The sequence below is a fragment of the Halomonas profundus genome (assembly GCF_020865425.1).
GTDB classification, from domain to species: domain Bacteria; phylum Pseudomonadota; class Gammaproteobacteria; order Pseudomonadales; family Halomonadaceae; genus Vreelandella; species Vreelandella titanicae.
The window spans coordinates 5,069,809-5,094,589 of record NZ_CP086344.1 but is presented as its reverse complement, the minus strand read 5'-3'; the positions used below and the strand labels follow the sequence as shown (position 1 = coordinate 5,094,589).

The window sequence follows — 24,781 nt, the reverse complement described above, 5'->3', positions numbered from 1 at the left end:
GACGCGAGCCAGCGAAGGCTAACGCCCACCTTGATGGCGAGGAGATAGCTAATCGAAAAGTTCAGCGCTGAACAGATTGTTAAACAGTCGTTTTTGATAAGTAACGTTGTAAGTCGTTTGATAAAACCCAAGGAGCAAGAGATGAGTAACTACCAAGATCGCTGGCAAACCGTAAAAGTTAACGTTGAAGAGGGCATTGCCTGGGTGACGTTGAATCGCCCTGAAAAGCGCAACGCCATGAGCCCGACGCTCAATCGTGAAATGATTGATGTGCTGGAGACTATCGAGCTGGATCAAGAGGCCCATGTGCTGGTGTTGACCGGCGAAGGCGAATCCTTTTCGGCCGGTATGGATCTTAAAGAGTACTTCCGCGAGATCGATGCCAGCCCCGAGATTGTGCAGGTCAAGGTGCGCCGCGACGCCTCTACCTGGCAATGGAAGCTACTGCGTCACTACGCCAAGCCCACCATCGCCATGGTCAATGGCTGGTGCTTTGGTGGGGCCTTCTCACCGCTGGTTGCCTGCGATTTGGCGATTGCCGCCGATGAGTCGGTATTCGGCCTCTCAGAAATCAACTGGGGTATTCCCCCAGGCAACCTGGTCAGCAAAGCCATGGCCGATACCGTGGGCCACCGGGAAGCGCTCTACTACATCATGACCGGGGAAACATTTACCGGCCCCCAGGCAGCCAAAATGGGGCTGGTTAATAAAAGTGTACCGCTGACCGAGCTACGCGAAGCCACCCGCGAGTTGGCCGCTACGCTGCGTGACAAGAACCCCGTTGTGCTGCGTGCTGCCAAGATCGGCTTCAAAATGTGCCGCGAACTGACCTGGGAGCAGAACGAAGAGTACCTCTACGCCAAGCTCGATCAGGCGCAGCAGCTTGATCCTGAGCAGGGTCGCGCCCAAGGGCTTAAACAGTTCCTCGATGAAAAGAGCATCAAGCCGGGGTTGGAGAGCTACCAGCGGTAAGGGCTTTATACCAATATTCGACCACCCTTTTGAGGAGAGTCAGATCATGGATCTTAATCTTTTAATTGGTAGTGAGCAGTGTGCTGCTCACCAAGACGCGACCTTTACTCGAACCAACCCTCTCACCGGTGATGTCGTCACCCAGGCCGCGGCGGCATCCGCTGGGGATGCGATCCGGGCGGTTGAAGCAGCTGCGAAGGCGTTTCCAGCCTGGTCAGCGAAGGGCCCCGGCGAAAAGCGCGCCAAGCTACTCAAGGCTGCAGAGGTCATGGAAACGCGACAGGCTGAGTTTATCGAACGCATGGTAGATGAAACCGGCGCTACGCCAGGCTGGGCAGGCTTTAACGTCATGGTCGCTGCCAGCATTCTGCGCGAGGCGGCGTCGCTGACTACGCAGGTAGGTGGTGAGGTAATACCCTCCAACGTGCCCGGAAGTTTGGCGATGGGCGTGCGGGTACCCTGCGGAGTGGTGGTGGGGATCGCCCCCTGGAACGCGCCTATCATTCTTGGCACGCGTGCCATTGCGACGCCGCTGACGTGTGGCAACACGGTGATTCTTAAGGCCTCTGAACAGTGCCCTGCGACACATCACCTGATTGGGGAGGTACTGATTGAGGCGGGCCTGGGCGAAGGCATCGTTAACGTGGTGACCAATGCACCACCTCAGGCCGCCGAGGTGGTCGAGGCCTTGATTGAGCATCAAGCCGTGCGTCGTATTAATTTCACTGGCTCTACTCAGGTGGGGCGCATTATTGCCGAAAAAGCGGCGCGCCATCTTAAGCCGGTCTTGCTGGAACTTGGCGGAAAGGCGCCGTTCGTGGTGCTTGAAGATGCCGACCTGGATGCTGCCGTTGAGGCCGCCGCCTTTGGCGCCTTCTTCAATCAGGGCCAGATCTGTATGTCCACTGAGCGGCTGATTGTGGTGGATGCGGTCGCTGATGCCTTCGTCGAAAAACTGGCTCGCAAAGCACAAACGCTTCGCGCGGGCGATCCCCGAGGTGAAGGTAACGCGCTGGGTACGCTGATCAATCGCGAATCGGGCGAGAAGCTCAACGCCCTGCTTGACGACGCCCAGCAGCATGGCGCTCGTTTAGCCTGTGGCGGCAAGGCCGAAGGCGTCATTATGCAGCCGACCGTGGTGGATGGTGTTACCCAGGCAATGCGCCTCTATGGCGAAGAGTCGTTTGGCCCGGTAGTGGCGATGATGCGTGTTAAAGATGAAGAGGAAGCCCTGCGTGTGGCGAACGATAGTGAGTATGGCCTTTCTGCCGCCGTCTTCAGCCGCGACACCGCCCGGGCGATGCAGTTTGCGCAGCGCATTGAGTCGGGTATTTGCCATATCAATGCACCCACCGTTCACGATGAGCCGCAGATGCCCTTTGGCGGCGTTAAATCGAGCGGCTACGGACGCTTTGGCGATTGATGAGTTCACCGATCTGCGCTGGATGACCATGCAGCTTGGCCCGCGCCATTATCCCATTTAGCTAGTGCAAGAAGGATGTCTGGTAAGAAAGCGACGTCAATAAGAAATCCTTATGGTGGGGCGACTCGCTCGGTAGAGAAATATATCGATCTGACAAGGTAATCGTATTTTTCACACTGAAGCCGCCTTGGTGTGTTTAAAGGTGGCTTTTTTTTGGTGCTTCAGGCGATCGTTAATTGCGCTACTAGTCGCTGCTTCGACCATAGTCGTGAAGTAATATTGGAAAAGTCCAATTTTTTGTTGTCATTGTGCCTTTTGCGCTGGGGGTGTTGGCCGGAACACTGAGGATCTGAGATCGTGCGGGTGTAAAGGCTTGCTGCGGTGCTTAAACATAGACGAATGTCGATTAGCCCTACGCCTGATAGTGGACTAATGTGGTCGCATAAGGCGAACTAGTATTCGCTATGCGAACTTACAATAATCCAAAAAAGTCCTGGAGGCTCCTATGAAAATGTCCCTATCCCGTTGTGTTTTGGCAGCGGCAATTACTGGCCTGGCGGTTAGCTCGGCCCAGGCAGAGACCACCTTGCGTATGGCCCACTTTTGGCCTGGCCCTTCAGGCGTTAATGAAGATGTTTTGCAGGCATGGGCCGATACGATCGCCGAAGAATCCAATGGCGATCTAACCATTCAAATGTTTCCCGCCGGTACTTTAGCCAAACCGGATTCCATTTATGAAGCTGCTGCCAACGGTATTGCCGATATTGGTGCCACTGCCCAGGGCTATACTGCCGGTCGATTCCCTCTCTCCCAGATCGTTGAGCTACCTGGGGTAGCGAGCACGGCAACGCAAGGTGCTTGCGTACTGCAAACGCTCTATGACGACGGCCATTTGGACAGCGAATACGCAGATACCCGCCCGCTGTTTATGTTTACCACGGGCCCGGGCGGCATCCACACCATCGACACCGATGTGCAAACGCCTGCCGATCTGGAAGGGCTGCGTATACGCCGCCCCACCGCTGTGGCGGGTGAGATGCTGGAAAATATGGGCGCAAGCCCCGTGGGTATGCCAGCCCCCGATATTTACACCTCCATGCAGCGCGGTGTCATTGATGGCCTGAGTTTCCCTTGGGAAGGTTTAAAAGGCTTCCGCATCAACGAGCTGGTGAGCTACCACACCGAAGTACCGTTTTACACTTTGATCTTTGTCGCCACCATGAATCAGCGCGCGTACGATAATTTGACGCCTGAACAGCAGGCGGTAATCGATAATAACTCAGGCATGAAATGGGCTGAAAACGCCGGTGCAGTGTTTGACCGCCTAGACGTAGAAGGCAAGCAAGAAGCGACTGATGCTGGCCATACCATTCGTGAAATTGAAAATCCGCTAGCGCATCCTGATTGGCAAGAACCGCTCGAAACCGGTATTGAAAACTACCTAACGCAGCTGGAAGAGCGCGGTTTGGATCAGGCTCGAGATGTATATCAAGCAGCACTGGCAGCCAGTGAGTCTTGTGGTACCCAATAGGGGTAAGGTTTTATGAAGTCTACTCTCCGCTCTCAACAAGTTCTCTACAAGGCCAGCCACTGGCTGGCCCTCATTTGTCGCTTGATGGCTGGCATCGCACTGATTGGGTTGCTGGCAGTGACTATTGCCGATGTAAGTACGCGTTATCTATCGCGTGTAACGGAAGGTGCGATTGCACTGCGCGTTTCCGGTAGCGTAGAGCTGGTCAGCTATTTGATGCTGTTTGCGCTATTGGCCGCCATGGCCGCTAATGTGGAGAAAAGCCAAGTGGTGGTAGAGGCGTTCTCTCACGGCTTGCCGCAAGCGATAAAAAATCGCCTGCAAGGGCTCTTTTTCCTCGGCTTTATGGCGCTGGGACTGATTCTTTTTGTGGGCTTGCTGGATTCAGCCGCAGCGGCCAGTCGGCACGGTGAAATAACCCAAGACCTGCGACTGCCCATGGGGCCGATTTACCAGTTGGCAGCGGTGCTCAGTTTGCTGCTGGGAATACGTAGTTTTATTCACGCCTTGCTCGGCGTTATTTATGCAGTGGGTGAGGAGGCAGCGCATGGGGAGTGAAGCGATTGGTGCCATTGGGTTAGGGCTTTTATTGGTATTGATGATTCTGCGCGTGCCGGTTGCTCTCACGATGCTGATCGTGGGAGTGGTGGGCTTTGCCCAGATCATTAGCTGGGATGCGGCTGTCGCTCAGTTAAAAACCGTGCCGGTGGAAGTACTCTCTAACTACAGTTTCAGCGCCGTGCCCATGTTTATCTTAATGGGCGTGCTGGCTGCTCATTCGGGGATGGCCGGTAAGCTGTTTGATTCAACCCGTATTATTTGCGGTGGCTGGAAGGGTGGCCTGGCGATTGCGGCCGTGGGTTCTTGCGGCATCTTCTCCGCTATCTCCGGCTCTTCGTTAGCGACTGCGAGCACCATGACCCGGGTAGCGTTGCCGGAGATGGAGCGCTATGGCTATAACCGTGGTTTAGCAACCGGCGCGCTAGCCGCAGGCGGCACGCTGGGCATTATGATTCCACCCAGTATCGCGCTGCTTATCTACGCCATTCTTACCGAACAGTCCGTTGGCGATATGTTCATGGCGGGGCTGATTCCCGGTCTGCTGGGGCTGGTGATGTATTCACTGACCATTACGATAGTCATGTATCTGCGTCCTTCCCTTGCCGTGGCAGGTGAACCCACTGCCTGGAAAGAGAAGCTGCTCTCGCTGACCGGCTTAGTGCCCTTCTTTGGCGTTTTCCTGGTGATGATTTTAGGTATCTATTTTGGTGCCTTTACACCGACGGAAGGCGCTAGCGTCGGGGCGTTCGCCACGCTGCTTTACGCCCTGGTGAAAGGCATGCGCGGTGCGCAGCTATGGCACAGCGTACAAGAGACTTTGGCGCTCTCTGCGGTGGTGTTCTTTATGCTGGTGGGGGCTGAGACGCTGGGTTACTTCATCTCGGTGTCGCGTATTTCATTTTCCATTACTGACCTGCTCTACGGCATGGATCTAACTCCTATCGTCGTGGTGCTGTGCATCCTGGCGCTCTACTTTGTGTTGGGTATGTTTATGGATTCCATCGCGATGCTGGTAATCACCGTACCGGTGGTTTATCCGATTATTCAGGCGATGGGTATCGACCCGGTATGGTTCGGTATTTTGACCGTACTGACCGTTGAGCTGGGACTAATGACCCCGCCGGTGGGGATGAACGTGTTTGTGATTAAAGCAATGGCGCCGCACGTGGGGCTAGGGGAGATTTTCAAGGGCGTGACCCCCTTTGTTGTCTCTGATTTGCTCCGCTTGACGCTCTTAATCCTCTTCCCGGTGCTATCTACCTTTTTCTTGCTCTAACGGTATTAACGCTCTCGCGACTGACGAATTCTGAAGTCGCGAGGTGATAACGTTGTATTGCGCTTAAAAAAGCGCGTGAAGTAAGCCGGTTCAGAGAAGCCTAAGCTGTCAGAGACTTGGCCAATGGTCATATTGGTATAGGTGAGCTGGCGCTTGGCTTCCAGCAGCAAACGTTCATGCAGCAATTGCAGGGCGCTGCGCCCGGCGAGTTGGCGGCAGAGCATATTCAAGTGCGCGCTACTCACCCCAATCTGCTCGGCTAACTGTTCAATACTCGGCTGCTCGCGATAGTTCGCTTCGATTAGCGCTTGATAGTGCTCTAAATGCTGCCGACCTTTGTCACTTTGGCGGGGGCCGTAGCGCTTTGCCGTGTTGCCTGTATAAGCACAAAGGCGTGAGAGCTCTACCACCAAAGCTTGAATAAGTGCTTCGAGTAGGCTGTTCCGTCCGGGGGCGGGTTGGCGGTACTCCTGGTCGACCTGAGACACCAGCGTGGCAATTCGCTCTGCCCGGTTGGGCTGAAGTAGAGGGTAGAAGTTTGCTTTTTTTAGCGTACTGTTCTCACCCATTAACGCATGTAAGTGGTCTGCCAATGGCTTGGCCAGGGTAATGATGTGCCCCTGCACATCCGGTGAGAAGTGAAAGCCATGAATGGTCATGGCGGGCACCACGATAGCGCTGGCGCTCTGCAGCTGATGGTTCGTTCCCTCCAGTTCTAACTCAACGCTACCTTGAGAAATAAACAGAATATGCACTAGATCGGCGTGGCGATGCGGGCGTATACGCCAGTCATGTAACTGGCTGCGCTCAGGAATGGATTCGCAGTGGAGCAAGTCTGGCGTGGGCCAATGCTGCGTCTCGCCATAGAGCTTAAATACGGGCACGGACGTTGCCGACGAGGCTGGCATCACCGGTATCTCCTATACGACTAAGGTGGGGTGAAAAAGCGCTAAATGTCCAATAATTGATATAGATCATGCCTTATTATGCGACGTGTTTCATTGAAAAATACAAGTCATAAGTTTTAGATAATGACAATGATGAGGCATCCCCTATGAAAACACAGGTCGCGATTATTGGCGCTGGCCCTTCTGGCCTACTGCTGGGGCAGCTACTCCATCGCCAAGGCATTGATAATGTGATTGTTGAGCGGCGTAGCGGTGAGTATGTATTGAGCCGTATCCGTGCCGGTGTGCTTGAGCAAGGTATGGTGGACTTGCTGCGCGAAGCGGGTGTTGACCAGCGCATGGATGAAGAGGGCTTACCCCATGACGGTTTTGAGCTTGTTTTCGACAACCGCCGCGTGCGAGTCGCACTGGATGAACTGACCGGCGGCAGTAAAGTCATGGTTTACGGCCAAACCGAGGTGACGAGGGATCTGATGGAAGCCCGCGCCGCCGCTGGCGCGACAACGCTTTACGAGGCGGAAAACGTGCAGCCCCACGACCTGGAGAGCGACAGCCCCTACCTCACCTTTGAACATAACGGTGAAACGGTCAGGCTTGAGTGCGACTACATCGCCGGGTGCGATGGCTATCATGGTGTCTCCCGCCAAGCGATCCCTCAAGAGCGCATTAAAGAGTTTGAAAAGGTTTACCCGTTTGGCTGGTTGGGGGTGCTCTCGGACACGCCCCCGGTCTCTGATGAGCTGATTTACGCAAGCCACGAGCGTGGTTTCAGTCTGTGTAGCATGCGCTCTGCCACCCGCAGCCGTTACTACCTTCAAGTACCCTTGGATGAAAAGGTAGAAGATTGGTCGGACGAGCGTTTTTGGGAGGAGCTGAAGCGCCGCCTGCCTGATGACGTTGCCGCAAAGCTGGTGACTGGGCCTTCGATTGAGAAGAGCATCGCACCGCTGCGCAGCTATGTGGTCGAACCAATGCAGTACGGGCGGCTGTTCCTGGTCGGCGATGCGGCGCATATTGTACCGCCCACCGGTGCCAAAGGGCTTAATCTGGCCGCCAGTGATGTGAATACGCTCTATCGACTAATGGTGAAGGTCTACCAAGAGGGGCGCACAGATTTGATCGAGCGCTACTCGCAAACGTGCCTGAAGCGCATCTGGAAGGCGGAGCGCTTCTCCTGGTGGATGACCTCCATGCTGCATAACTTCTCTGACCAAGAGGATTTTAACAGCCGCATGCAGCTGGCCGAACTTGACTACGTCACTAGCTCAGAGGCGGGGCTGACAACCATCGCGGAAAACTATGTGGGTTTGCCCTACGAACCACTCGAGTAGCGCCTACCCGTTGTGCATTTATCCTCCTTGCCCAGGCTGACGCTTGGGCTTTTTTGTGCTTTTGGGTTCGGTTAGAAAGGTGTTTTCGGAGCCCTAAGCTAGTAATGGAGGCTGTGTTTATAACTTATGGAAGGCTTACTCTTGAATGATTGAGTCAAAAGCGAGCAGATCCACTCTAATACGCACAGCATTGGTGCTCGGTCGCTGATTTAGCAGTCTTTTTGTTATTTAGCAGGCTAGTTAATTTCCTAGATAATATTTATCTATATGATAACTGTTGTTTTAATTTTAATAGGCGAGTTTTTTGCTTATTAAGAGACGTTTCATATCTGGGCATTTACTTTACTTTTCATGTGATGTTGAATGTTTATGTCAGGCTTTTGCTGACATTCAACATAACAACAAATGGAGATAACAACGGATGACTAATATAAAGCAGCTGCGGCCCACGGCGACACAGTGGCAGAAGATGCCAACCCATCTAGGGGCTCTGTGTATCGGTGTATTATTGAGTACATCTGCAATCGCTGATGAAGTCTTGCGATTTAGCCACTCCTATACAGAAAATGATGCTCGCCATGAATGGGCGCAATTTATTGCTGACAATGTTTCGGAGAAGACGGATGGCCAAGTGACTATCAATATTTTCCCCAACCAGGAAATTTCCCGTGCTCAAGCTCAGCACAGTGCACTACGTCAAGGAAGAATTGATCTGACCATTTATCCACTGCCGTGGCTGGCTGGGATGATACCTTTAGCCGAAATTGGTGCACTCCCCGGTTTAGTTACTGCCCCCACCGATGGACTAGTATGGCGTGACAGAGCCATCTGGCCCATGTTAACCGAGGCTGTCGAAAGCACAGGAGCGATACTGGCGGGTTCAGGCTGGGCAATGGCCACCATTGGCAGCACTGGCGAAGCTGTAATATTGCCAAAGGATGTTGACGGCTTGCGAATGCGAGGGTTGGGAGCTGCTTCTGAGCAAATGTTGAATTCCAATGGAGCAACAATTACATCTTTGCCAGCGTCTGAGCTTTACCAGGCCCTTCAGACAGGGGTGCTAACCGGAGTGCTAACTCAGTTTGCCTCTTTTGAGGGTTACAACCTGGAAGAAGTTATTGAGCATCTGCAGGTCGGGCCTGGCTACATCGGTGGCATGCATACCATCTTGCTTTCTACAGATATGGAACAGCAGATTGGCAGTGAGCACTTTGACCTAGTGATGGAAGCTATCCAGGAATCAGAAGTTTGGTTTGCAGAAAAGATGATTGAGGATAGCCAGCGTATCGCCGAGGAGTTTGAGAGTGCCGGAGTACAGGTGCACGAACTTTCAGACGAGGAGGTGGCTGCCTGGGTTTCGAATGCTCGCGATACGGCGTGGCCCTACTTCATAGAGCGAGTCCCCGAGGGAAAAGCAGCCTTGGAGGCTGTAGAGACTCCCCTCTGACACTAGCCCCACTTTTATCATAATAAGGAAGAAATCTTCGGGATACTTCCAAGATCAGGACTTGTGCTTAACGAGGTAAGAATGCTTATTTTACTTAATCGGCTAAGAGTCTGGCTTGATAGGCTGAACTTCCTGATTGGCGGTATAGCAGCATGCGGCATTTTATTTGCCTGTGGTGCCATTACCTGGGCGGTGGTCGGACGAGGCTTGTTCGGTATGAATACGATCTGGGAGTTGGAAGCCAGTGTCTATCTACTGATCTATGCCGCTTTTTTGGGGCTTGCCTACTCTGATCGTGCTGGAAGCCAGATTGCTATTGATATCCTGCGTGTGCGCTTCACAGGCAAGGCTCGATTGGCGCATCGGATTGTTTTAGATTCAATAGCTTTGGTTCTGTTCAGCTTGCTGTTCTGGTCGTCGCTAGAGATGGTGCTTAATGCTTGGCATACGCAGTGGCGCTCCATGAGCCTATGGGGCCCACCTCTTTGGATCCCGTATCTGGCTATCCCGATTGGGACTGCCATTTTAATCATCAATCTCGTTTTGGACATCCTGATTCGACTACACGGTCAGGCTGTGCCTGCCGACGCCCTACAGGGAGAGCATTGATGGATCCGATACTGTTGAGCATCTTGACGGTCAGCCTGTTATTGCTGCTAATTTTCTTTGGCTTACCAATTGCCTATTCACTTGCAGTATCGACCTTAATAATGATGGTGGTCTCCGGGTCGGGAAGTGATGCATGGTACATCGCTGAATATACCTTTCAGTCACTGGACTCCATTGATCTTATAGCCGTGCCCATGTTCATCTTCATGGGCACGATCATTGCTGTTAGTCCGGCAGGAAAGGATATCTACCGAGCTCTCAGCCTAGTATTGCCCATTCCTGGGGGATTGGGGGTGGCTTCAGTGGGGGGCTGTACTGTCTTTTCGGCTATGTCCGGCTCGTCACCTGCGACTGCCGCAGCTATTGGTTCTTCCGCCATTCCTGAAATGATCTCTCGGGGCTACCCACCAGCGCTGGCTTGTGGTCTGGTGGTGGGTGGAGGAACGTTGGGCATTCTTACTCCCCCATCCATTGTGTTGTTGCTCTATGGCGTGGTAACAGGAACCTCTATTGGTAAGCTGTTCATGGGGGGAGTGGTGCCAGCGATCATGGTGGCCATCATGTTCTCCATGTACGTGATATGGCGCATGTGGCGTTATCAAAAGACCAATCCTGAAGTACTCGAAATATCGCGACGTTATGATGAGCAGGAGGGTAAGACCAAGTATCCGTTGTTACGGGTACTGCCATTTTTCCTGATGGTCGTGATGATCATGGTTGCGCTCTATGGCGGATGGGCGACGCCATCGGAACTGGCCTCTGTGGGGGCAATTGCTTCAATACTGCTTGTGTTGGTGATTTACCGTGTTACCTCCTTTGAGATTTGGTCGCGTTTGTTGCTTAAGACAGTGCGTGATACTTCCATGGTGTTGATCATTGCTGCCTTTGCTTACTATCTCGGTTCCTTCCTTTCCTATAATGGTGCTGTGACGGCGATTTCTTCCGGCCTGCTCGATCTGTTCGGCAATAAATGGCTAACACTGCTAGCGGTATGGCTAATGATGTTGGTGCTGGGCACTTTCCTGCCACCTTTTGCCATTGTCGTCATTGTGGCACCCATGTTTTTACCGTTTGCCCTGGATGCTGGTTTTGACCCCGTATGGTTTGGTGTGCTTATCACGCTGAACATGGAGCTGGGCTGCATTACCCCCCCATTGGGAATCAATTTGTTTGTCGTGAAGAGCATTGTCAATAATGTCTCCATGAAAGAGATTATGAAGGGCTCCTTGCCTTTCTTCATCATCATAGTGTTTGCATCGCTGTTACTAGTGGTGTTTCCACAGATTGTCCTGTGGTTGCCGGAAACCATGTGGCGAAACTGATTGCCTGGAGATACTAATGAACAAAAACGACCATGAGTTTATACAGCTTCGGCCGCAACGGATCGTCAAGGCCAAGGCTTGGCCGATGAATATTCCTGTCAAAGTTGAGGTGGTAGGCGTAAGCCGCACCATGCCTTTATCAGCCTGTCTGTGTGAAGTTGAGACTGAAGATGGCATCAAGGGTTATGGGTTCACCGCCATTACGGAAGAGGATGTGGTCGCTTCAGCGATCAACAATGTAATTGCACCCACAGTGATGGGGCGTGACGCTATAGCTACTGAAGCAATATGGGAAGAGCTGAACTGGGTGCTAACACCCAGGGGGCAGTCTGGGTATGCTTCCCATGCTATTGCTGCCCTCGATATTGCCCTGTGGGATATAAAAGCCCAGGCGATGGGGGTGCCGTTATGGAGGCTACTGGGAGGAGCGCGCGAGGAAGTTCCTGTCTATACCACTTTTGGTTTCGGCTTTCTCAGCCAGGAGGAACTAGTTGCCGCCGCTAAACATTGGGTGGCACAGGGCAATCGCCGACTGAAGATGACGGTGGCAGGTGAGGCCATGCGACATCGACATCGGCGAGACTTAGAAGCTGTGATTCGAGAAGACGCTGCACGCGTGATGGCTGTACGTGACGCGGTAGGCGATGAAGTCGATATCTATATTGATGCTAACTGTAATCTTGACCCCGTTCACGCCTTCAAACTGGCGAAAATGTTGGAGCCGGTTAACCTTGGTTTTTTCGAAGAACCAGTATTGCAGAATGATGTACGCCACCTGAGTGAGTTACGACGTCGCACAACTGTACGTATCGCGGCAGGCCAAAACGAAGGGCAGGCTTTTCGTTTCCGTGATTTGTTAGTAGAGCAGGCCGTTGACATTATACAGCCGAATGTAGCTATTACCGGGGGATTTACCCAATGTGTACGGATTGCTGGTATGGCTGCAGCCTTTAATACCAGCATCGCCAATGGGGGGGCCTGGCCTTTCCACAATATGCATTTACATGCTGGTCTTGCAAATGGTGGGTTGGTGGAATACCACCATCCGGCGGTACTGTTGTGTGAACAGATTTTTACTGGACTACCTGTACCAGAGAACGGAGTGCTTGCTTTGCCCAAAAGCCCAGGCTTGGGCTTTTCGCCCAATATGGATGCTGTAGAGGAATTTAGCAGAAATCCATCGGCGTGCGGGAATGGTAAAGGATAATCAGTAAAATGAAATGGGGAGGAATGATCTATGAGTACACTAAAGCCTAAGGTAGGGCTGATTGTGCCACCAGCATCCGGCGAAGTACCGCCTGAGCCGCTAGCGTTATATGGTGATAAGGTAGATTTTGTGGCAGTGGGGCTGGGTTTGGGAAAGCTTACTCCTGAAGGCTACGATGGTGTGATCGAGAGAGTTGGTGAGCTGAGTCGTTTACTTGCGGCTGACGGGGTGCAGGCTGTCTCGCTTATGGGAACCTCGCTCAGTTTTTATCGTGGCCCTAAGTATAATGCGCAGCTTGTTGAGATCATGCAGTCGGAAAGCGGGCTACCCGCTACTACTATGAGTGATTCGGTAACGAAGGCTTTTGACGCATTTGGCGCCAAAAGATTGGTAGTGGCAACGCCATATGTGTCGAGTGTGAACCGATTACTGGAGGAGTTCCTTGTTGAAAGTGGGTTCGAGGTTGTGCATCTGCATGGGCTGGGGCTTGAGCGGGTAGAGGATATCCTTGCTGTGTCACAAGATGAGCTGCGCCAATTGGGGCTTGAGGCTATGAAGAGTGCAAAAAGGGAGGCTGACGCATTATTTATTTCTTGCGGTGGCCTACGTACGGAAGTAGTGACCAGTGAGTTGGAGAGTGAACTGAATATCCCTGTTATTTCAAGTGCATTAGCCGGTGCTTGGGGGGCAGTGCGTTTATTAGGACTGTCAGGCCGGGCAGATACAGGCGGGAAACTTTTTATGTTAGATGATTAACCGCTACCTAAAGGTTTGAGTGTTAACGAAAATGCACGGTTTAGTTTCATGGTACACGTTGCTGATAGAGGTAAAACGTGACCCTGAGGGCATGCTTTGCGGCATATTGCTGCACTTTTTTGGTGCTACTCAGCCCCCTAAACGTTTACTGCAGCAGTTCGAGAGAATTGAGAGATGTAGCGTATGTTCTTAATTGATTGAAAATTAAAGATAATACGGAAGACGGTACTTATTTTGCATTTATTACTGAAGTGCATTTAAGTATTTACTTTACTTTTCATGTGATGTTGAATGTTTTCTGCTAGGCTTACCTAACATTCAACACAAAAACAAATAGGGCTAATGACCAATGACCAGCCAAAAAAAGCTGTGGCTCGAAACTTCTCGCCGACTGACACGCTTGAGCGGCGTATGCGCTGGGGTGTTACTCAGCACCAGTGCGTTAGCGGATAATATCAACCTCAGCTATGCCTTCTTTGCGCCTTCCCAAACCTTTCCTGCCGTGCAGATGGAACACTGGGCGAAAGAGCTTAACGAAAGAACCGATGGCCAGGTAAACGTCAACACCTTCCCAGGCGGAACGCTGCTGACGGCTGCCAATATGTTCGATGGCGTCTTAAACGGTGTTGCCGATATCGGTCTCTCTGCCACCTCATACGAGCCGGGACGTTTTCCGTTACTCAATTTGGCCGGAAATCTAACGGGTATCGACGTGAATTCGCAGACAGCCAGCCAGGCAGTGTACGAACTGATCAAAGAGTTCCCTGCAGAAACGCTGGGCTTGGAAGAGTTTAAAGTCATTACGGCGTTCACCTCAGAGCCAGGCTACCTACATACGCAAGAATCAGTGACTTCGCTGGAGGATCTTGAGGGCCAAGAGATCAGGGTGCCAGGCGACAGTACAGCCGTTGTTCAAGCCCTTGGTGGCGTGCCTGTGGGTCTCACCCAATCGGAAACGGGGGAAGCCCTTCAGGCGGGTATCGTTAATGGCTATGTAGGTTCACGTGAGACGCTGATGGATCTGCAGTATGCCCGCAATGTGAGCTATATCACTGACTATCCTCTGACCAACGTTGTCTTCGTTGCGGTGATGAATCAGCAGCGGTGGGACGCTTTACCTGAAAACGTTCAGCAGGAGATCGATGCATTGGGTGCCGAAATGGCCTCCTATGCAGGTAAGTATCTAGATGAACACATCCAGGAATCCTTGACGTGGGCTGCTGAGAACCATGATCTTGAGCAGCTCTCCTTGTCCGAGGAGGAGGCAGAGCGATGGTCGACCTTGCTGGAGCCCATCAATGAGCAACGGCTGGAAGAGGTGGCTGCTCAAGGGCTTCCTGCCTTTGAGTTGCGCGATCGGTTTATTGAGCTGATCGAACAAAACCAATAGTGCCGACGCTTTTTGTCTGGGCGCATGTATTTGCGCCCAGTAAGCGCCATGCTGATAGACCTAGGTAGTTACCATGAATAAATTTAATTGGGTAATTAGCCGTCTCTTACTCTATGTAGCCGGCTCGGCATTACTAATGATGGTATTTTTGGTGGTCGGTAACATCATAATGCGCCAAGTTAGCTCTTCATTTGGTGGTACCACCGAAATGGTGGGCTGGCTAACAGCAGTGGTAGTGTCGCTATCACTCGCTTACTCCCAGCTTACTAAAGCCCATATTGAGCTGGACTTGCTGGTCGAACATTTGCCCACCCGTCTGCAAAGCGTTCTCTATGTCTTGGTCTCAGGTGCAAGTTTTTTATTCTTCTCCATGGTGGCTTGGAAGCTTTGGGAGTATGGCTTTAGCGCTATGCAAAGAGGCTCTTTATCGCAAACACTGCGTATTGCGTTTTACCCCATTGTTTATCTAGTGGCACTAGGGTTTTCTGCTTTTTGCTTGGTTCTTTTAGCAGACTTTTTGAGTAGTCTAAAAAAGGTGGTAACACAATGAGTATGACGCTGGTAGCTTTGTTAGGCGTGCTCTGTTTGTTTCTTCTTATTTTGTTAAAAATGCCGATTAGCTTCGCTATGTTCATGGTGGGGTTTTTTGGCATGCTTTACATGACTAGCCCTATTGCCGCGTATAACGTTATTAGCTCAGGAATCTGGGAGCAGTTATCGGGTTACTCTCTTAGTGTCATACCCCTATTTATTTTTATGGGGGAATTACTGTTTCGCTCGGGGATAACGGAAAAGATATTTGCAGCTGCCTATGCCTGGATAGGCCATTTCCGTGGCTCCATGGCCACAACGACGATCCTTAGCAGCGCAGGTTTTGCAGCGGTTAGCGGTTCGAACACCGCCACAGCAGCCACTGTCGGCACCATTGCTCTCCCCGAAATGAAGAAATTTGGCTATAGCCGCGCGCTCAGTGCTGGCAGTGTAGCAGCGGGGGGCACCCTGGGGGTCATCATTCCACCAAGCTCTGTGCTGATTGTTATTGCGCTGCAAGCCGAGCTGGCCATTCGCGACCTGTTTCTAGCCAGTATTGTCCCTGGGCTTATCCTGGTCGTGCTGTTCATCGCGACGATTGGACTACTCTGTCGGCGTCGCCCGGATATGGGGCCAGCAGGTGTGCGTTCGAGCTGGTCTGCAAGGTGGCGTTCGCTGAAAGGTGTTATCGAAATTGGTGCCCTCTTTACACTGGTACTGGGGGGGCTATTTGCGGGCTGGTTCACCTCAACAGAAGCTGCTGCGGTGGGCTGCATTGGTGCAATGCTGATTACCTTGATACAAGGAAAGCTCTCTTGGGCAGTCTTGAGTGAGGCCATCGCTAATGCACTCAAATCATCGGCCATGATCTTGATGTTGGTTGCTGGAGCGGTCATTTTCGGGCGTTTTCTTACCATCACAAGGCTGCCTTACATGGTGGGCGAGTGGGCGGCGGCATTGCCCTTGCCAGCCATAATGGTAATGGCCTGTATTCTGCTGATCTATGTGATCGGCGGAGCGCTAATGGATGCGATGGGATTTTTAATTATCTCAATCCCGATTTTCTTTCCCGTAGCGCTTGCCTTGGGTTACGACCCAATCTGGTTCGGCGTGGTGGTATGTATCGTTACCAGTATGGGGGCGATTACACCGCCGGTGGGGGTGAACGCTTTCATTGTAAAGAGCTTGGATGCAGAGTTACGAATGGGAGAGACATTCCGTGGAGTGGGTTACTTCATACCCCCTTATCTGCTGTGCATTGCCTTGCTGTTGGTTATTCCTCAACTTGTATTGTTCGTCCTTTAGCGTTTACCCGATTATATAAATGGTTATAAATTTTATGCCTATTTACTTGAAATTTCATGTGATAAGTCTAGCGAGGTGGCTGAGGTGACTATATTGACATCGAGGTTAAGCCTGGGGCAGGGGCCACGCAAAGTGGTCGTCAAAGATACGATCGATATCGCCGGTTTCCCCACCTGCGCAGGATCCGCTGCCCTTGCTGACACACCGCCAGCCGTGGCCCATGCAGAGATCGTCGAGCGGACGCTCAAAGCGGGATACCACATCGTGGGGAAGGCCAATCTGCATGAGCTGGCGTTTGGTATGACGGGCATCAATGACTGGGCTGGCACGCCAGAGAATCCGCGCTACCCCAGCCTTATCCCTGGTGGTTCTTCCAGTGGGTCGGCCGCCGCGGTGGCCGCTGGTCTTGCCGATATTGGCATTGGTACAGACACCGGTGGCTCTATTCGCGTCCCCGCTGCTTGCTGTGGTGTCTACGGTCTTAAGCCCACCTTCGGGCGCTTGAGTCGCCAAGGTGTTATGCCAGCGGAAAGTAGCCTCGATTGCGTAGGCCCCTTGGCTTGTGACCTTCACGTACTGATAGCTTTCATGGCGGCGATTGACCCTCACTTTCAGTCGTCAATGGAGGGGGCTGCGCCTGTACTGGGGTGTATCGGCGTGAGTGCCGAGCAGGCCATTTGGGCAAGCATCGAGGAGCAGCTTAGCCTTTCTGGCTTGGCGCGTGGGGATATCGCGTTGCCGCTTATGGCCGAGGCGTTCGAGGCTGCCATGGTGATCATTAATCGTGAAACTTTCCGTGCCTGCGAAGCGTTGCTTGCCACTGGCAAGGTGGGCGCGGATGTCGATCAGCGTTTGCAGGCCGCTGCCGCGACGACCGATGCCGAGCTAAAGGAGGCAGAGTGCATACGTCGTGCCTTTACCGCCGAAGTAGATGCAGTGCTAGAGCGGCATGATGTCCTGGTGCTGCCAACGTTGCCGCATTTTCCCATGACCGTTCAGGATGCGTTTTCGGGCCACCAGGATTTGAAAATATCGTCCCTTGCGCGGCCCTTCAACCTTTCTGGGCATCCCGCCTTATCGATCCCTCTTGAGTCTCAGCAAACATTGCCTGTCTCCATGCAACTGATTGGACGTCGTGGCGATGACGCGGGTGTGTGCAGGGCTGCTTTGCAACTCATGGGCCGGGTTTCGTCAGCGGGAGAGGAACAAAAAAAGGAGTGAATCATGCAACAACACATTGATAAATCACAGTGGGGAGGCGAGGAGCGTTTTGATGCGCTGCTGGAGTCAATCCGATCCCGGCGCAAAGAGCTCGAGGAGTTGCGCCATATCCCCATGGACATCATTGACGAGTTCAAAGCCATTGGTGTCTATCGCGCCATGGTACCTGCCACCTACGGCGGTGATGAGAAGTCGCCCGCCGAGTTCCTGAAAATGGTCGAAGCGATCTCGGCGGCGGATGGCTCCTCTGGCTGGGTAGCGAGTTTTGGCATGAACCCCGCCTACTTGGCCGCGTTACCCGAGGAGACCCTAAAGAAAGTTTGGGGGGATTCCCCTGACATCGTCTTCGCTGGAGGGATTTTTCCGCCCCAACCCGCTGAGCGGGTCGATAACGGTTTCCGTATCAAAGGGAGATGGAAATTTGCCAGCGGTTGTATGGGGGCATCGCTATGTGGCGTGGGCATTCTCCCCGCCGAAGAGGGTGCTCTGCCGCGCATGGCAGTGCTGCCCCGCGACCAGGTGAAGATCGACCCGACCTGGGATATGTTGGGCATGGTAGCCACCGGCAGCCACGACCTCGTGGTCGAGGACGCCTATGTTCCAGAGGCCTGGACCTTCGTGCGCGGCGGCAAGCCCAACGTCGATACCGCCTTCTTCCGCTACCCATCACTCTCCTTCGCCGCTCAGGTACTGGCAGTGACTACCCTGGGCTTGGCCCGGGAGGCACTGGATATCGTCCGCGCCATGGCTGGTGGGCGTAAATCAGTCACCGGCGCCCCCAATCTGGGTGAGCGTGAGTATGCCCAGATTGCCCTCGGCAAGGCCGAGGCCAAAGTTCGCGCCGCCCGCGCCTTCTTCTATGAGAGTACCGACGCCGCCTGGGCAAGCATTCAGGCCGGTGGCGAGCCAAGCCGTGAGCAGGTCAACCTGCTGCGCCTCTCCACCACCCATTTGACCCACGAGTGCGCGGAGTCGATTCGCAGCGTATATCAGATCAGCGGCATGACAGGGGCCGACAACGGCCACCCCCTGTCGCGAATCCTGCGCGACTCGCAGCTGTGCACCCAACACGCCTTTATGGGCGAGATCACTTGGAAGAATGCCGGCGCCATATTCTTCGGCCACGATCCTTTACCGGGCTACCTATAACCGCCCTACGTAGTTTAACCAACGGAGATCAACACTATGCATCGCGTACTTTTCTGCATCGGTATCAATCAAAATTTCATGAATGCTACGGCCGAGGAAGGCAAACAAGTCTGGCAAGCCTTCAGCCAGATGATGCAAGGCATCGATGAACTTCCTGGCGTCACTATCCTGGGGATCATGGATGACGACCGCATCATGGTCGGCCCTTCCACCACCGCCCCCTGGACCGCCTACATCATGGCCGATGTCCCTGATTACGAGACTGTTGTAGCCGCCTGCAACTTCTTCCGCACCATCCCGGTGGGGGATGGCACCTATAAGCTCTGGAAATACGCCCGTGTCGAAGCGCGTATCGGCCGTGAGTTGGTGGTACCTGAATAAAGACAGCATTAGCTGGCTAGGCATGAGGAGAACAAAATGAACCAATTAATCGACGTCAAAAACATCGCGCTCGAACCAGATCAACTGGTCAATAACGATAAGATTGCGACCCCGATGTACACCAGCTCGGCGCTGTTTGAGCAAGAGCAAGAGAAGATTTTCCGTAACACTTGGGTATGGGTAGCGCATACCAGCGAGATCCCCGATAAGGGGTCTTTTAAGCTGTCCAAAGTAGGTCGTGAACCGGTCATCGTGGTACGTGACCGTAAGGACAATATCCATGTAATGGTTAATCGCTGCCGCCACAGGGCAGCGACGGTGTGCGAGGTTCACAAGGGCAAGACCTCATCTTTCCAATGCCCTTATCACGGTTGGGGCTATGGACTCGATGGCAGTCTGCGTGCTTTGCCGAATCCCGAACAGTATGGCGATGATTTCGATAAGTCACAGCATGGGATGCTCAAGCTACGCGTTGAAAGCTATCAGGGTATGGTCTTCGCCACTTTCAACGAGGGCATTGAGCCATTGGAAGACTTCCTGGGGGCTGCCAAGAAGTGGATCGATCTGTTTATGAAACAGGGTGGTGGATACCCCGTAAAAACCCTTGGTGAACATCAGTTTTCGGTGCCAATGAACTGGAAGGTTCAGCTCGAGAACACCACCGACGCCTATCACTTTCCGATCGTGCATAAATCCTTCCTGCAATCCCTCGATGAGGAAGCTGAAAAGACGTTCACCTTCCTTGATGGCGAAGGCTTCGTTGAAGACCTGGGTAACGGTCACTCCGTCATGGTCATGATTCCCGAACTCGTCGATCTAGAGGAGGACCTCGATCGCAAGATTCCAGAGCGTTTTGCAGAGCTGGCGCAGGAACTGCGCGACGAAGGCTACCCGGAAGATCAAGTCCGCCGCATTGTGCGCGCGGTAGGTGGCTCCGGGTTCAATCTTAATCTGTTCCCCAACGTGGCGTGCTCAATGGCCTTCTTCCGGGTATTGACGCCCGTTGCTGTCGATAAAACTGATATTCGCCACATTGCCATTGGTATGGAGGGAGGTCCCGACATCGCCAATCGCGTACGCCTACGCTTGCATGAACACTTTCAGGGTCCCATGGGTTTTGGTTCTCCCGACGATGCCGAGGTCTGGGAGCGAATCCAGCGGGGGGTCGATGGCGGTGCCGAACTGCCGATTCTGGTCAATCGTGGCATCGAGAAGGAAGTGCCGGGCGAGGCAGGGCCACGTGGTCATGTATCGGATGAAACGGGCATGCGTGCCGCCTATGCGATGTGGAAACGGATGATGCAGGAGTGAACGAAATGAACGCAATCGACAATGAAAACCTGCTCTGGCAGGTCACGCAGTTTATCTGGCACGAAGCGGCGATTCTGGACGCAAAAGAGTACGACGCTTGGCTCGATCTGTGGCAGCCAGAGGGCTTGTACATCATTCCTATCGAAGACGCCGACGATTACGCGGCAGTGCTCAACCTCTGTTACGACGATGACAAGATGCGCCGGGATCGTATTAAACGCTTCCAGGATGGTTTCTCGATCTCTTCGGCACCCCCTGCCGTCACCGTACGCACCTTGTCTCGTTTTGTGATAGATGCCGTCGATGGCAATACGGTTGTCGTTTCATGCGCGGAGCACCTGGTTGAAGACAAGTTTGGGCGTCAGCGCATTTGGGCCGCCAATGTGCGCTACACCCTCACGTCCTCCGATACCGGCTTCCGTCTTCAGGAGAAGGTGGTTCGTCTACTCAACTCTGATGGAGTGCTGAATTCGTTCAGCTATTTGTTCTGATGAGCGTACCACTACCCGACAAAATTCAGACCGCAGTGGTGACCGGCGGCGCACGTGGACTCGGGGTTCACATCGTACGCGCACTGCATAAGGCGGGGTTTCGTGTCGTTATCACCGATATCGACACCGGGCCCGCCGAAGCGCTGGCATCCGAACTCGACCTGGCCGGGGAAACCGCGGTGACCGCGACCCTCGATGTCGCCAAGCCAGAGGATTTTCAGTGCGTGCTGGACAAGATTGTCGCGCGCTGGGGAAGTTGCGAAGTGCTGGTCAATAACGCAGCCCGAACCGCTGTACAGGGAGTGTTTGATATTGACCCAGCCCACTTTAACGAAGTGATGACCACCAACGCTGGCAGTGTCTTTGCCGGTTGCCAGATCTTTGGTCGCCACTTCAGAGAGCGGGGCTATGGCCGCATCGTCAACCTGGCGTCGCTGGCAGGACAGAACGGCGGTACCGCCACTGGCGCTCATTATGCCGCCTCCAAGGGCGCCATTCTGACCTTGACCAAGATTTTCGCCCGCGATCTGGCGGCGGACGGGGTGACCTGCAACGCCATTGCGCCGGGGCCACTGGATACCCCGATGGTGCGTGAGGTACTCGGTGACAATCTGGATAAAGCGCTTGCCAATATCCCCGTAGGCCAGCTGGGCTCCCCTGAGCTGGTCGCGCAAATGGTGAGCTTTCTTGCCAGCCCTCAGGCGGCTTTTGTAAACGGTGCCTGCTGGGACGTCAATGGCGGCATTTACATGCGCTGAGCATCTGGAGATGACAATGCAAGATGACATCATGACCCTGCACGTTGTGCGCCGCGATATTCATACCAATGAGATCGCAGTGATCGATCTGGCTGCTGAGAGTGGCGCTGATCTGCCTGCCTTTGAAGCAGGCGCCCACATTGATATTCACCTTGATGAAGGGTTGGTGCGCCAATACTCGCTGAGTAACCCCCCAGGAGAGCGCCACCGGTATCGGCTCGGGGTGCTGCTTGACCCCGCTTCCAGGGGAGGGTCCAAGGCAGTACACGAACGCCTACACGAAGGTGTCCAGGTGAAGGTTGGCGTGCCACGCAATCTATTCCCACTGGATGGATCGGCACCGCATAGCCTGTTGGTGGGCGGTGGCATCGGTATTACGCCAATGATTGCCATGGCGTACGAGCTGCGCGATGCCGGACGCTCCTTCGAGTTGCATTACTGCTGCCGTGGGCGTGAAAAGGCAGCTTTTATTGATGAGCTTGAGTCTGCCTTTGGCGATGCGTTAGTGATGCACTTCGATGATGGGGAGGCCTCCCAGCGGCTGGAAATAGAGACGTTGCTGGCGTCACAACCCGCCCATACCCACCTCTATGTATGTGGCCCCACCGGTTTTATGGACTGGGTGATTAATGCTGCCCGTCAGGCGGAGTGGCCACAGAATCGTGTGCATTCAGAGTACTTCTCTGCAGAAGTGGATACCAGCGGTGCCGCATTTGAAGTTGAAGCGGTTGCCAGCGGCGTCACCGTTCAGGTGGAAGAGGGCATGTCCATCGCCCAGGCGCTCAAGGCGGCGGGCGTCAAGGTCAATGTTTCCTGTGAAGAGGGGGTTTGCGGCACCTGTATCTGCGAGGTGCTGGAGGGCACTCCCGATCACCGTGACCACTTTCTCAGCGAAGAAGAAAAGGAAGATAACGACCAGATTGCCGTGTGCTGCTCCAGGGCCAAAAGCGCACGCCTAGTCATTGACCTTTGATCCGCCAGCGTAAAGGGAAACCGCATGCATGCCGTCAAAACAAGACTATGTGAGCCGATTCTAAACCTGTGTGGCCTCTGCCTGTTACTGATCGCCTTTGTCATCGGTGCGGGGGTGTTGATGCATTTGTTTGGAGTGTCGCAACTCATTGCGTTTGAAACGCCCCATTGGCTGGTGGGGGGAGCAATTACGTTCAACTCTTTGATGGGGTTACAGGTACTGCTTTTTGCAGTGGCCATCATGATGGCCATCGCCCCGGTCTTACTGCTGGACCGGCACGTTAGGGTTGATGTGTTCCACTCCCGTTTATCGGCACGCTATCGGCATGCGATCGATATTGTCGGGCATGCACTGTTCGGTATTCCTTTCTTTGCGTTGCTACTTCTGCCCGCTTATCGATTTGTCGAGCGCGCCTACCTGACCAGTGAGCGCTCGACAGATGGGGGGCTGACGGACATATACGTTATCAAGGCCACCCTGCCTATTGGTATCACCCTGTTTTTGGCGGTGCTGGTATATCTGTTAGTGAAACGAACTTGGTTATTTATGTCAGGGAGCTCGGATCATGCTTGAACTCTGGCTGCCTCTTTCTATGGTGCTGCTGCTATTTGCGGGTATTTTGTCGGGCTATCCGGTGGCACTGGTGTTGGGTGGGGTGTCGGCCATTTTTCTGCTGTTTTCAGATCTCCCCTTGGCCTTCTCCAATCTCATGTTGACGCGCGTGTATGCGAACGCGCTGAGCAACTGGCTCTACGTTGCCATCCCGATGTTCATCATGATGGGGTTGCTGTTGGAGCGAACCGGCTTGGCCCGTGATGCTTTCCGCGTCAGCGAACGCTTGCTGCGCAGGCTCCCTGGCCATCTCGCGCTGACGGTGCTGTTCATCGGCGGGTTGATGGCAGCAACCACAGGTGTTGTTGGCGCTTCCGTTGTCCTGCTGGCGGTACTGGCGCTGCCTCGAATGCTCGATGCTGGCTACTCAGCATCGGCGTCGGCGGGGCTCATTTCAGCCTCGGGCACGCTCGCCATCCTGATGCCGCCTTCCGTTATGCTGATCATTCTATCCAGCCTGGTGTCGGTACCCGTCGGCCATCTGTTTAAGGCTGCCTTGATCCCGAGTGCTTTGTTGCTACTGCTCTACACCCTCTATTCGCTTGCCCTTGCATGGGGGCAGCGGCGTTCGCCTTTAACGGATATCAAATGCCCAGATGAGCAGCAAGGTGGCGGCGTTGGGCGCAACCTGCTGGCGTTGTTCCCTTTCCTCGTACTGATCCCCATCGTGCTTGGCACCATCGTCTATGGGGTGGCGACGCCTACGGAGGCCAGCGGTGTTGGCGTGCTGGCGGTGTTGGGGTTTGCCGGTGTCATGCAGAAAATCGATGTGGAATCGGTAATGACAGCGGCGAGAGAGACAGTTGTCTCCACTGCCATGATTATGATGTTGGTCATTACGGCGACCTGCTTCTCGCTAATTTTTAAAGGGGTCGGCGGTGATGGCTTAATTCGCAGTAGCTTGGGGCTGATGGGGGGCGGCAGCTGGAGCGTGTTAATCCTCATCCTATTGCTGGTCTTCGTGCTGGGGTTCTTCCTGGACTGGCTGGAAATATCCTTGATTCTGATGCCTATCTTTGTGCCTATCATCACCCAGCTGGAACTGTCGAATGGGCTTACCGGTGGGGCGCTACTGGTGTGGTTTGCCATTCTGTTTGCTATCAATTTGCAGACTTCCTTTCTCACTCCACCGTTCGGCGTATCGCTCTTCTATTTGAAAGGGGCCGTAGGTGATCGCGTTGCCACCCTGGATATTTATCGAGGCGTACTGCCCTTCATCGCCATCCAACTGTTCGTCTTGCTACTAATCCTGCTGTTCCCGGGGCTGCTCATGCTGTAAGCCGTTACAACCATCACCGCACAGAACTTAAGACATA

23 protein-coding genes and 1 pseudogene are annotated in these 24,781 nt (G+C 53.6%); 23 read left to right on the top strand and 1 reads right to left on the bottom strand.

What is annotated here, in order from left to right:
- Nucleotides 1-141 precede the first annotated feature (141 nt).
- The 5 genes and pseudogenes from LMS44_RS23205 (at nt 142) to LMS44_RS23185 (ending at nt 5,763) form a co-directional block, all read left to right on the top strand.
- Nucleotides 142-972, top strand: a complete 831-nt coding sequence (locus LMS44_RS23205) for a p-hydroxycinnamoyl CoA hydratase/lyase (RefSeq protein ID WP_089691324.1) — start codon at nt 142-144, stop codon at nt 970-972.
- Between the two features lie 46 nt (nt 973-1,018).
- Nucleotides 1,019-2,456, top strand: a pseudogene (locus LMS44_RS23200) (aldehyde dehydrogenase).
- A 444-nt stretch (nt 2,457-2,900) separates the two neighbouring features.
- Nucleotides 2,901-3,926 (top strand): TRAP transporter substrate-binding protein, encoded by a 1,026-nt coding sequence (locus LMS44_RS23195; protein ID WP_041157377.1) that lies wholly within the window; start codon nt 2,901-2,903, stop codon nt 3,924-3,926.
- 12 nt (nt 3,927-3,938) lie between these two features.
- Nucleotides 3,939-4,484 (top strand): TRAP transporter small permease, encoded by a 546-nt coding sequence (locus LMS44_RS23190; RefSeq protein ID WP_041157376.1) that lies wholly within the window; start codon nt 3,939-3,941, stop codon nt 4,482-4,484.
- On the top strand, nt 4,474-5,763 hold the full coding sequence (locus LMS44_RS23185; RefSeq protein WP_041157375.1) for a TRAP transporter large permease: 1,290 nt from the start codon (nt 4,474-4,476) through the stop codon (nt 5,761-5,763). The genes LMS44_RS23190 and LMS44_RS23185 overlap by 11 nt, the downstream gene beginning before the upstream one ends.
- A 5-nt stretch (nt 5,764-5,768) precedes the next feature.
- Here the strand turns inward: LMS44_RS23185 and LMS44_RS23180 are convergent, their stop codons facing one another.
- Nucleotides 5,769-6,671, bottom strand: a complete 903-nt coding sequence (locus LMS44_RS23180; protein ID WP_041157374.1) for a helix-turn-helix domain-containing protein — start codon at nt 6,669-6,671, stop codon at nt 5,769-5,771.
- Nucleotides 6,672-6,817: 146 nt separating this feature from the next.
- Here LMS44_RS23180 and pobA point away from each other — a divergent pair, with 146 nt between their 5' ends.
- From pobA to LMS44_RS23090, 18 genes are all read left to right on the top strand, one after another.
- Nucleotides 6,818-8,002, top strand: a complete 1,185-nt coding sequence (gene pobA, locus LMS44_RS23175; protein WP_041157373.1) for a 4-hydroxybenzoate 3-monooxygenase — start codon at nt 6,818-6,820, stop codon at nt 8,000-8,002.
- Nucleotides 8,003-8,423: 421 nt separating this feature from the next.
- Entirely contained in the window at nt 8,424-9,449 is a 1,026-nt protein-coding gene (gene dctP, locus LMS44_RS23170) for a TRAP transporter substrate-binding protein DctP (protein ID WP_041157372.1), read from the top strand.
- Between the two features lie 81 nt (nt 9,450-9,530).
- A complete protein-coding gene (locus LMS44_RS23165) occupies nt 9,531-10,058 on the top strand; it encodes a TRAP transporter small permease subunit (RefSeq protein ID WP_041157371.1) in 528 nt (175 codons plus the stop codon).
- Nucleotides 10,058-11,380 carry a TRAP transporter large permease gene (locus LMS44_RS23160; RefSeq protein WP_041157370.1) on the top strand — a complete coding sequence of 441 codons (1,323 nt, stop codon included), beginning with the start codon at nt 10,058-10,060 and terminating at the stop codon, nt 11,378-11,380. The genes LMS44_RS23165 and LMS44_RS23160 overlap by 1 nt, the downstream gene beginning before the upstream one ends.
- A gap of 16 nt (nt 11,381-11,396) precedes the next feature.
- Nucleotides 11,397-12,587: a mandelate racemase/muconate lactonizing enzyme family protein gene (locus LMS44_RS23155; protein ID WP_089691327.1), complete on the top strand. Its 1,191-nt coding sequence runs from the start codon at nt 11,397-11,399 to the stop codon at nt 12,585-12,587.
- 30 nt (nt 12,588-12,617) lie between these two features.
- Nucleotides 12,618-13,343: an arylmalonate decarboxylase gene (locus tag LMS44_RS23150; RefSeq protein WP_041157369.1), complete on the top strand. Its 726-nt coding sequence runs from the start codon at nt 12,618-12,620 to the stop codon at nt 13,341-13,343.
- Between the two features lie 349 nt (nt 13,344-13,692).
- Nucleotides 13,693-14,733, top strand: coding sequence for a TRAP transporter substrate-binding protein (locus LMS44_RS23145; RefSeq protein ID WP_041157368.1), 1,041 nt, complete (start codon nt 13,693-13,695; stop codon nt 14,731-14,733).
- Nucleotides 14,734-14,806: 73 nt separating this feature from the next.
- Complete coding sequence (locus LMS44_RS23140) at nt 14,807-15,283, top strand: TRAP transporter small permease (RefSeq protein ID WP_041157367.1); 477 nt, start codon at nt 14,807-14,809, stop codon at nt 15,281-15,283.
- Nucleotides 15,280-16,569 (top strand): TRAP transporter large permease, encoded by a 1,290-nt coding sequence (locus LMS44_RS23135; RefSeq protein WP_041157366.1) that lies wholly within the window; start codon nt 15,280-15,282, stop codon nt 16,567-16,569. The genes LMS44_RS23140 and LMS44_RS23135 overlap by 4 nt, the downstream gene beginning before the upstream one ends.
- A gap of 84 nt (nt 16,570-16,653) precedes the next feature.
- Nucleotides 16,654-17,790 carry an amidase gene (locus LMS44_RS23130; protein WP_041157365.1) on the top strand — a complete coding sequence of 379 codons (1,137 nt, stop codon included), beginning with the start codon at nt 16,654-16,656 and terminating at the stop codon, nt 17,788-17,790.
- A 3-nt stretch (nt 17,791-17,793) separates the two neighbouring features.
- The gene (locus tag LMS44_RS23125) at nt 17,794-18,939 is read left to right on the top strand and encodes an acyl-CoA dehydrogenase family protein (protein ID WP_052475473.1); all 1,146 of its coding nucleotides are present in this window, start codon (nt 17,794-17,796) and stop codon (nt 18,937-18,939) included.
- Between the two features lie 36 nt (nt 18,940-18,975).
- Nucleotides 18,976-19,320 (top strand): hypothetical protein, encoded by a 345-nt coding sequence (locus tag LMS44_RS23120; RefSeq protein WP_041157364.1) that lies wholly within the window; start codon nt 18,976-18,978, stop codon nt 19,318-19,320.
- A 36-nt stretch (nt 19,321-19,356) separates the two neighbouring features.
- Nucleotides 19,357-20,631 (top strand): aromatic ring-hydroxylating oxygenase subunit alpha, encoded by a 1,275-nt coding sequence (locus LMS44_RS23115; protein WP_041157363.1) that lies wholly within the window; start codon nt 19,357-19,359, stop codon nt 20,629-20,631.
- A gap of 5 nt (nt 20,632-20,636) precedes the next feature.
- A complete protein-coding gene (locus LMS44_RS23110; protein ID WP_041157362.1) occupies nt 20,637-21,122 on the top strand; it encodes an aromatic-ring-hydroxylating dioxygenase subunit beta in 486 nt (161 codons plus the stop codon).
- On the top strand, nt 21,122-21,880 hold the full coding sequence (locus LMS44_RS23105; RefSeq protein WP_041157361.1) for an SDR family NAD(P)-dependent oxidoreductase: 759 nt from the start codon (nt 21,122-21,124) through the stop codon (nt 21,878-21,880). The genes LMS44_RS23110 and LMS44_RS23105 overlap by 1 nt, the downstream gene beginning before the upstream one ends.
- 16 nt (nt 21,881-21,896) lie before the next feature.
- A complete protein-coding gene (locus tag LMS44_RS23100) occupies nt 21,897-22,853 on the top strand; it encodes a PDR/VanB family oxidoreductase (protein WP_041157360.1) in 957 nt (318 codons plus the stop codon).
- Between the two features lie 24 nt (nt 22,854-22,877).
- Nucleotides 22,878-23,426 (top strand): TRAP transporter small permease subunit, encoded by a 549-nt coding sequence (locus LMS44_RS23095; RefSeq protein ID WP_041157359.1) that lies wholly within the window; start codon nt 22,878-22,880, stop codon nt 23,424-23,426.
- Entirely contained in the window at nt 23,419-24,744 is a 1,326-nt protein-coding gene (locus LMS44_RS23090) for a TRAP transporter large permease (RefSeq protein ID WP_041157358.1), read from the top strand. The genes LMS44_RS23095 and LMS44_RS23090 overlap by 8 nt, the downstream gene beginning before the upstream one ends.
- The last annotated feature ends 37 nt before the right edge of the window (nt 24,745-24,781 follow it).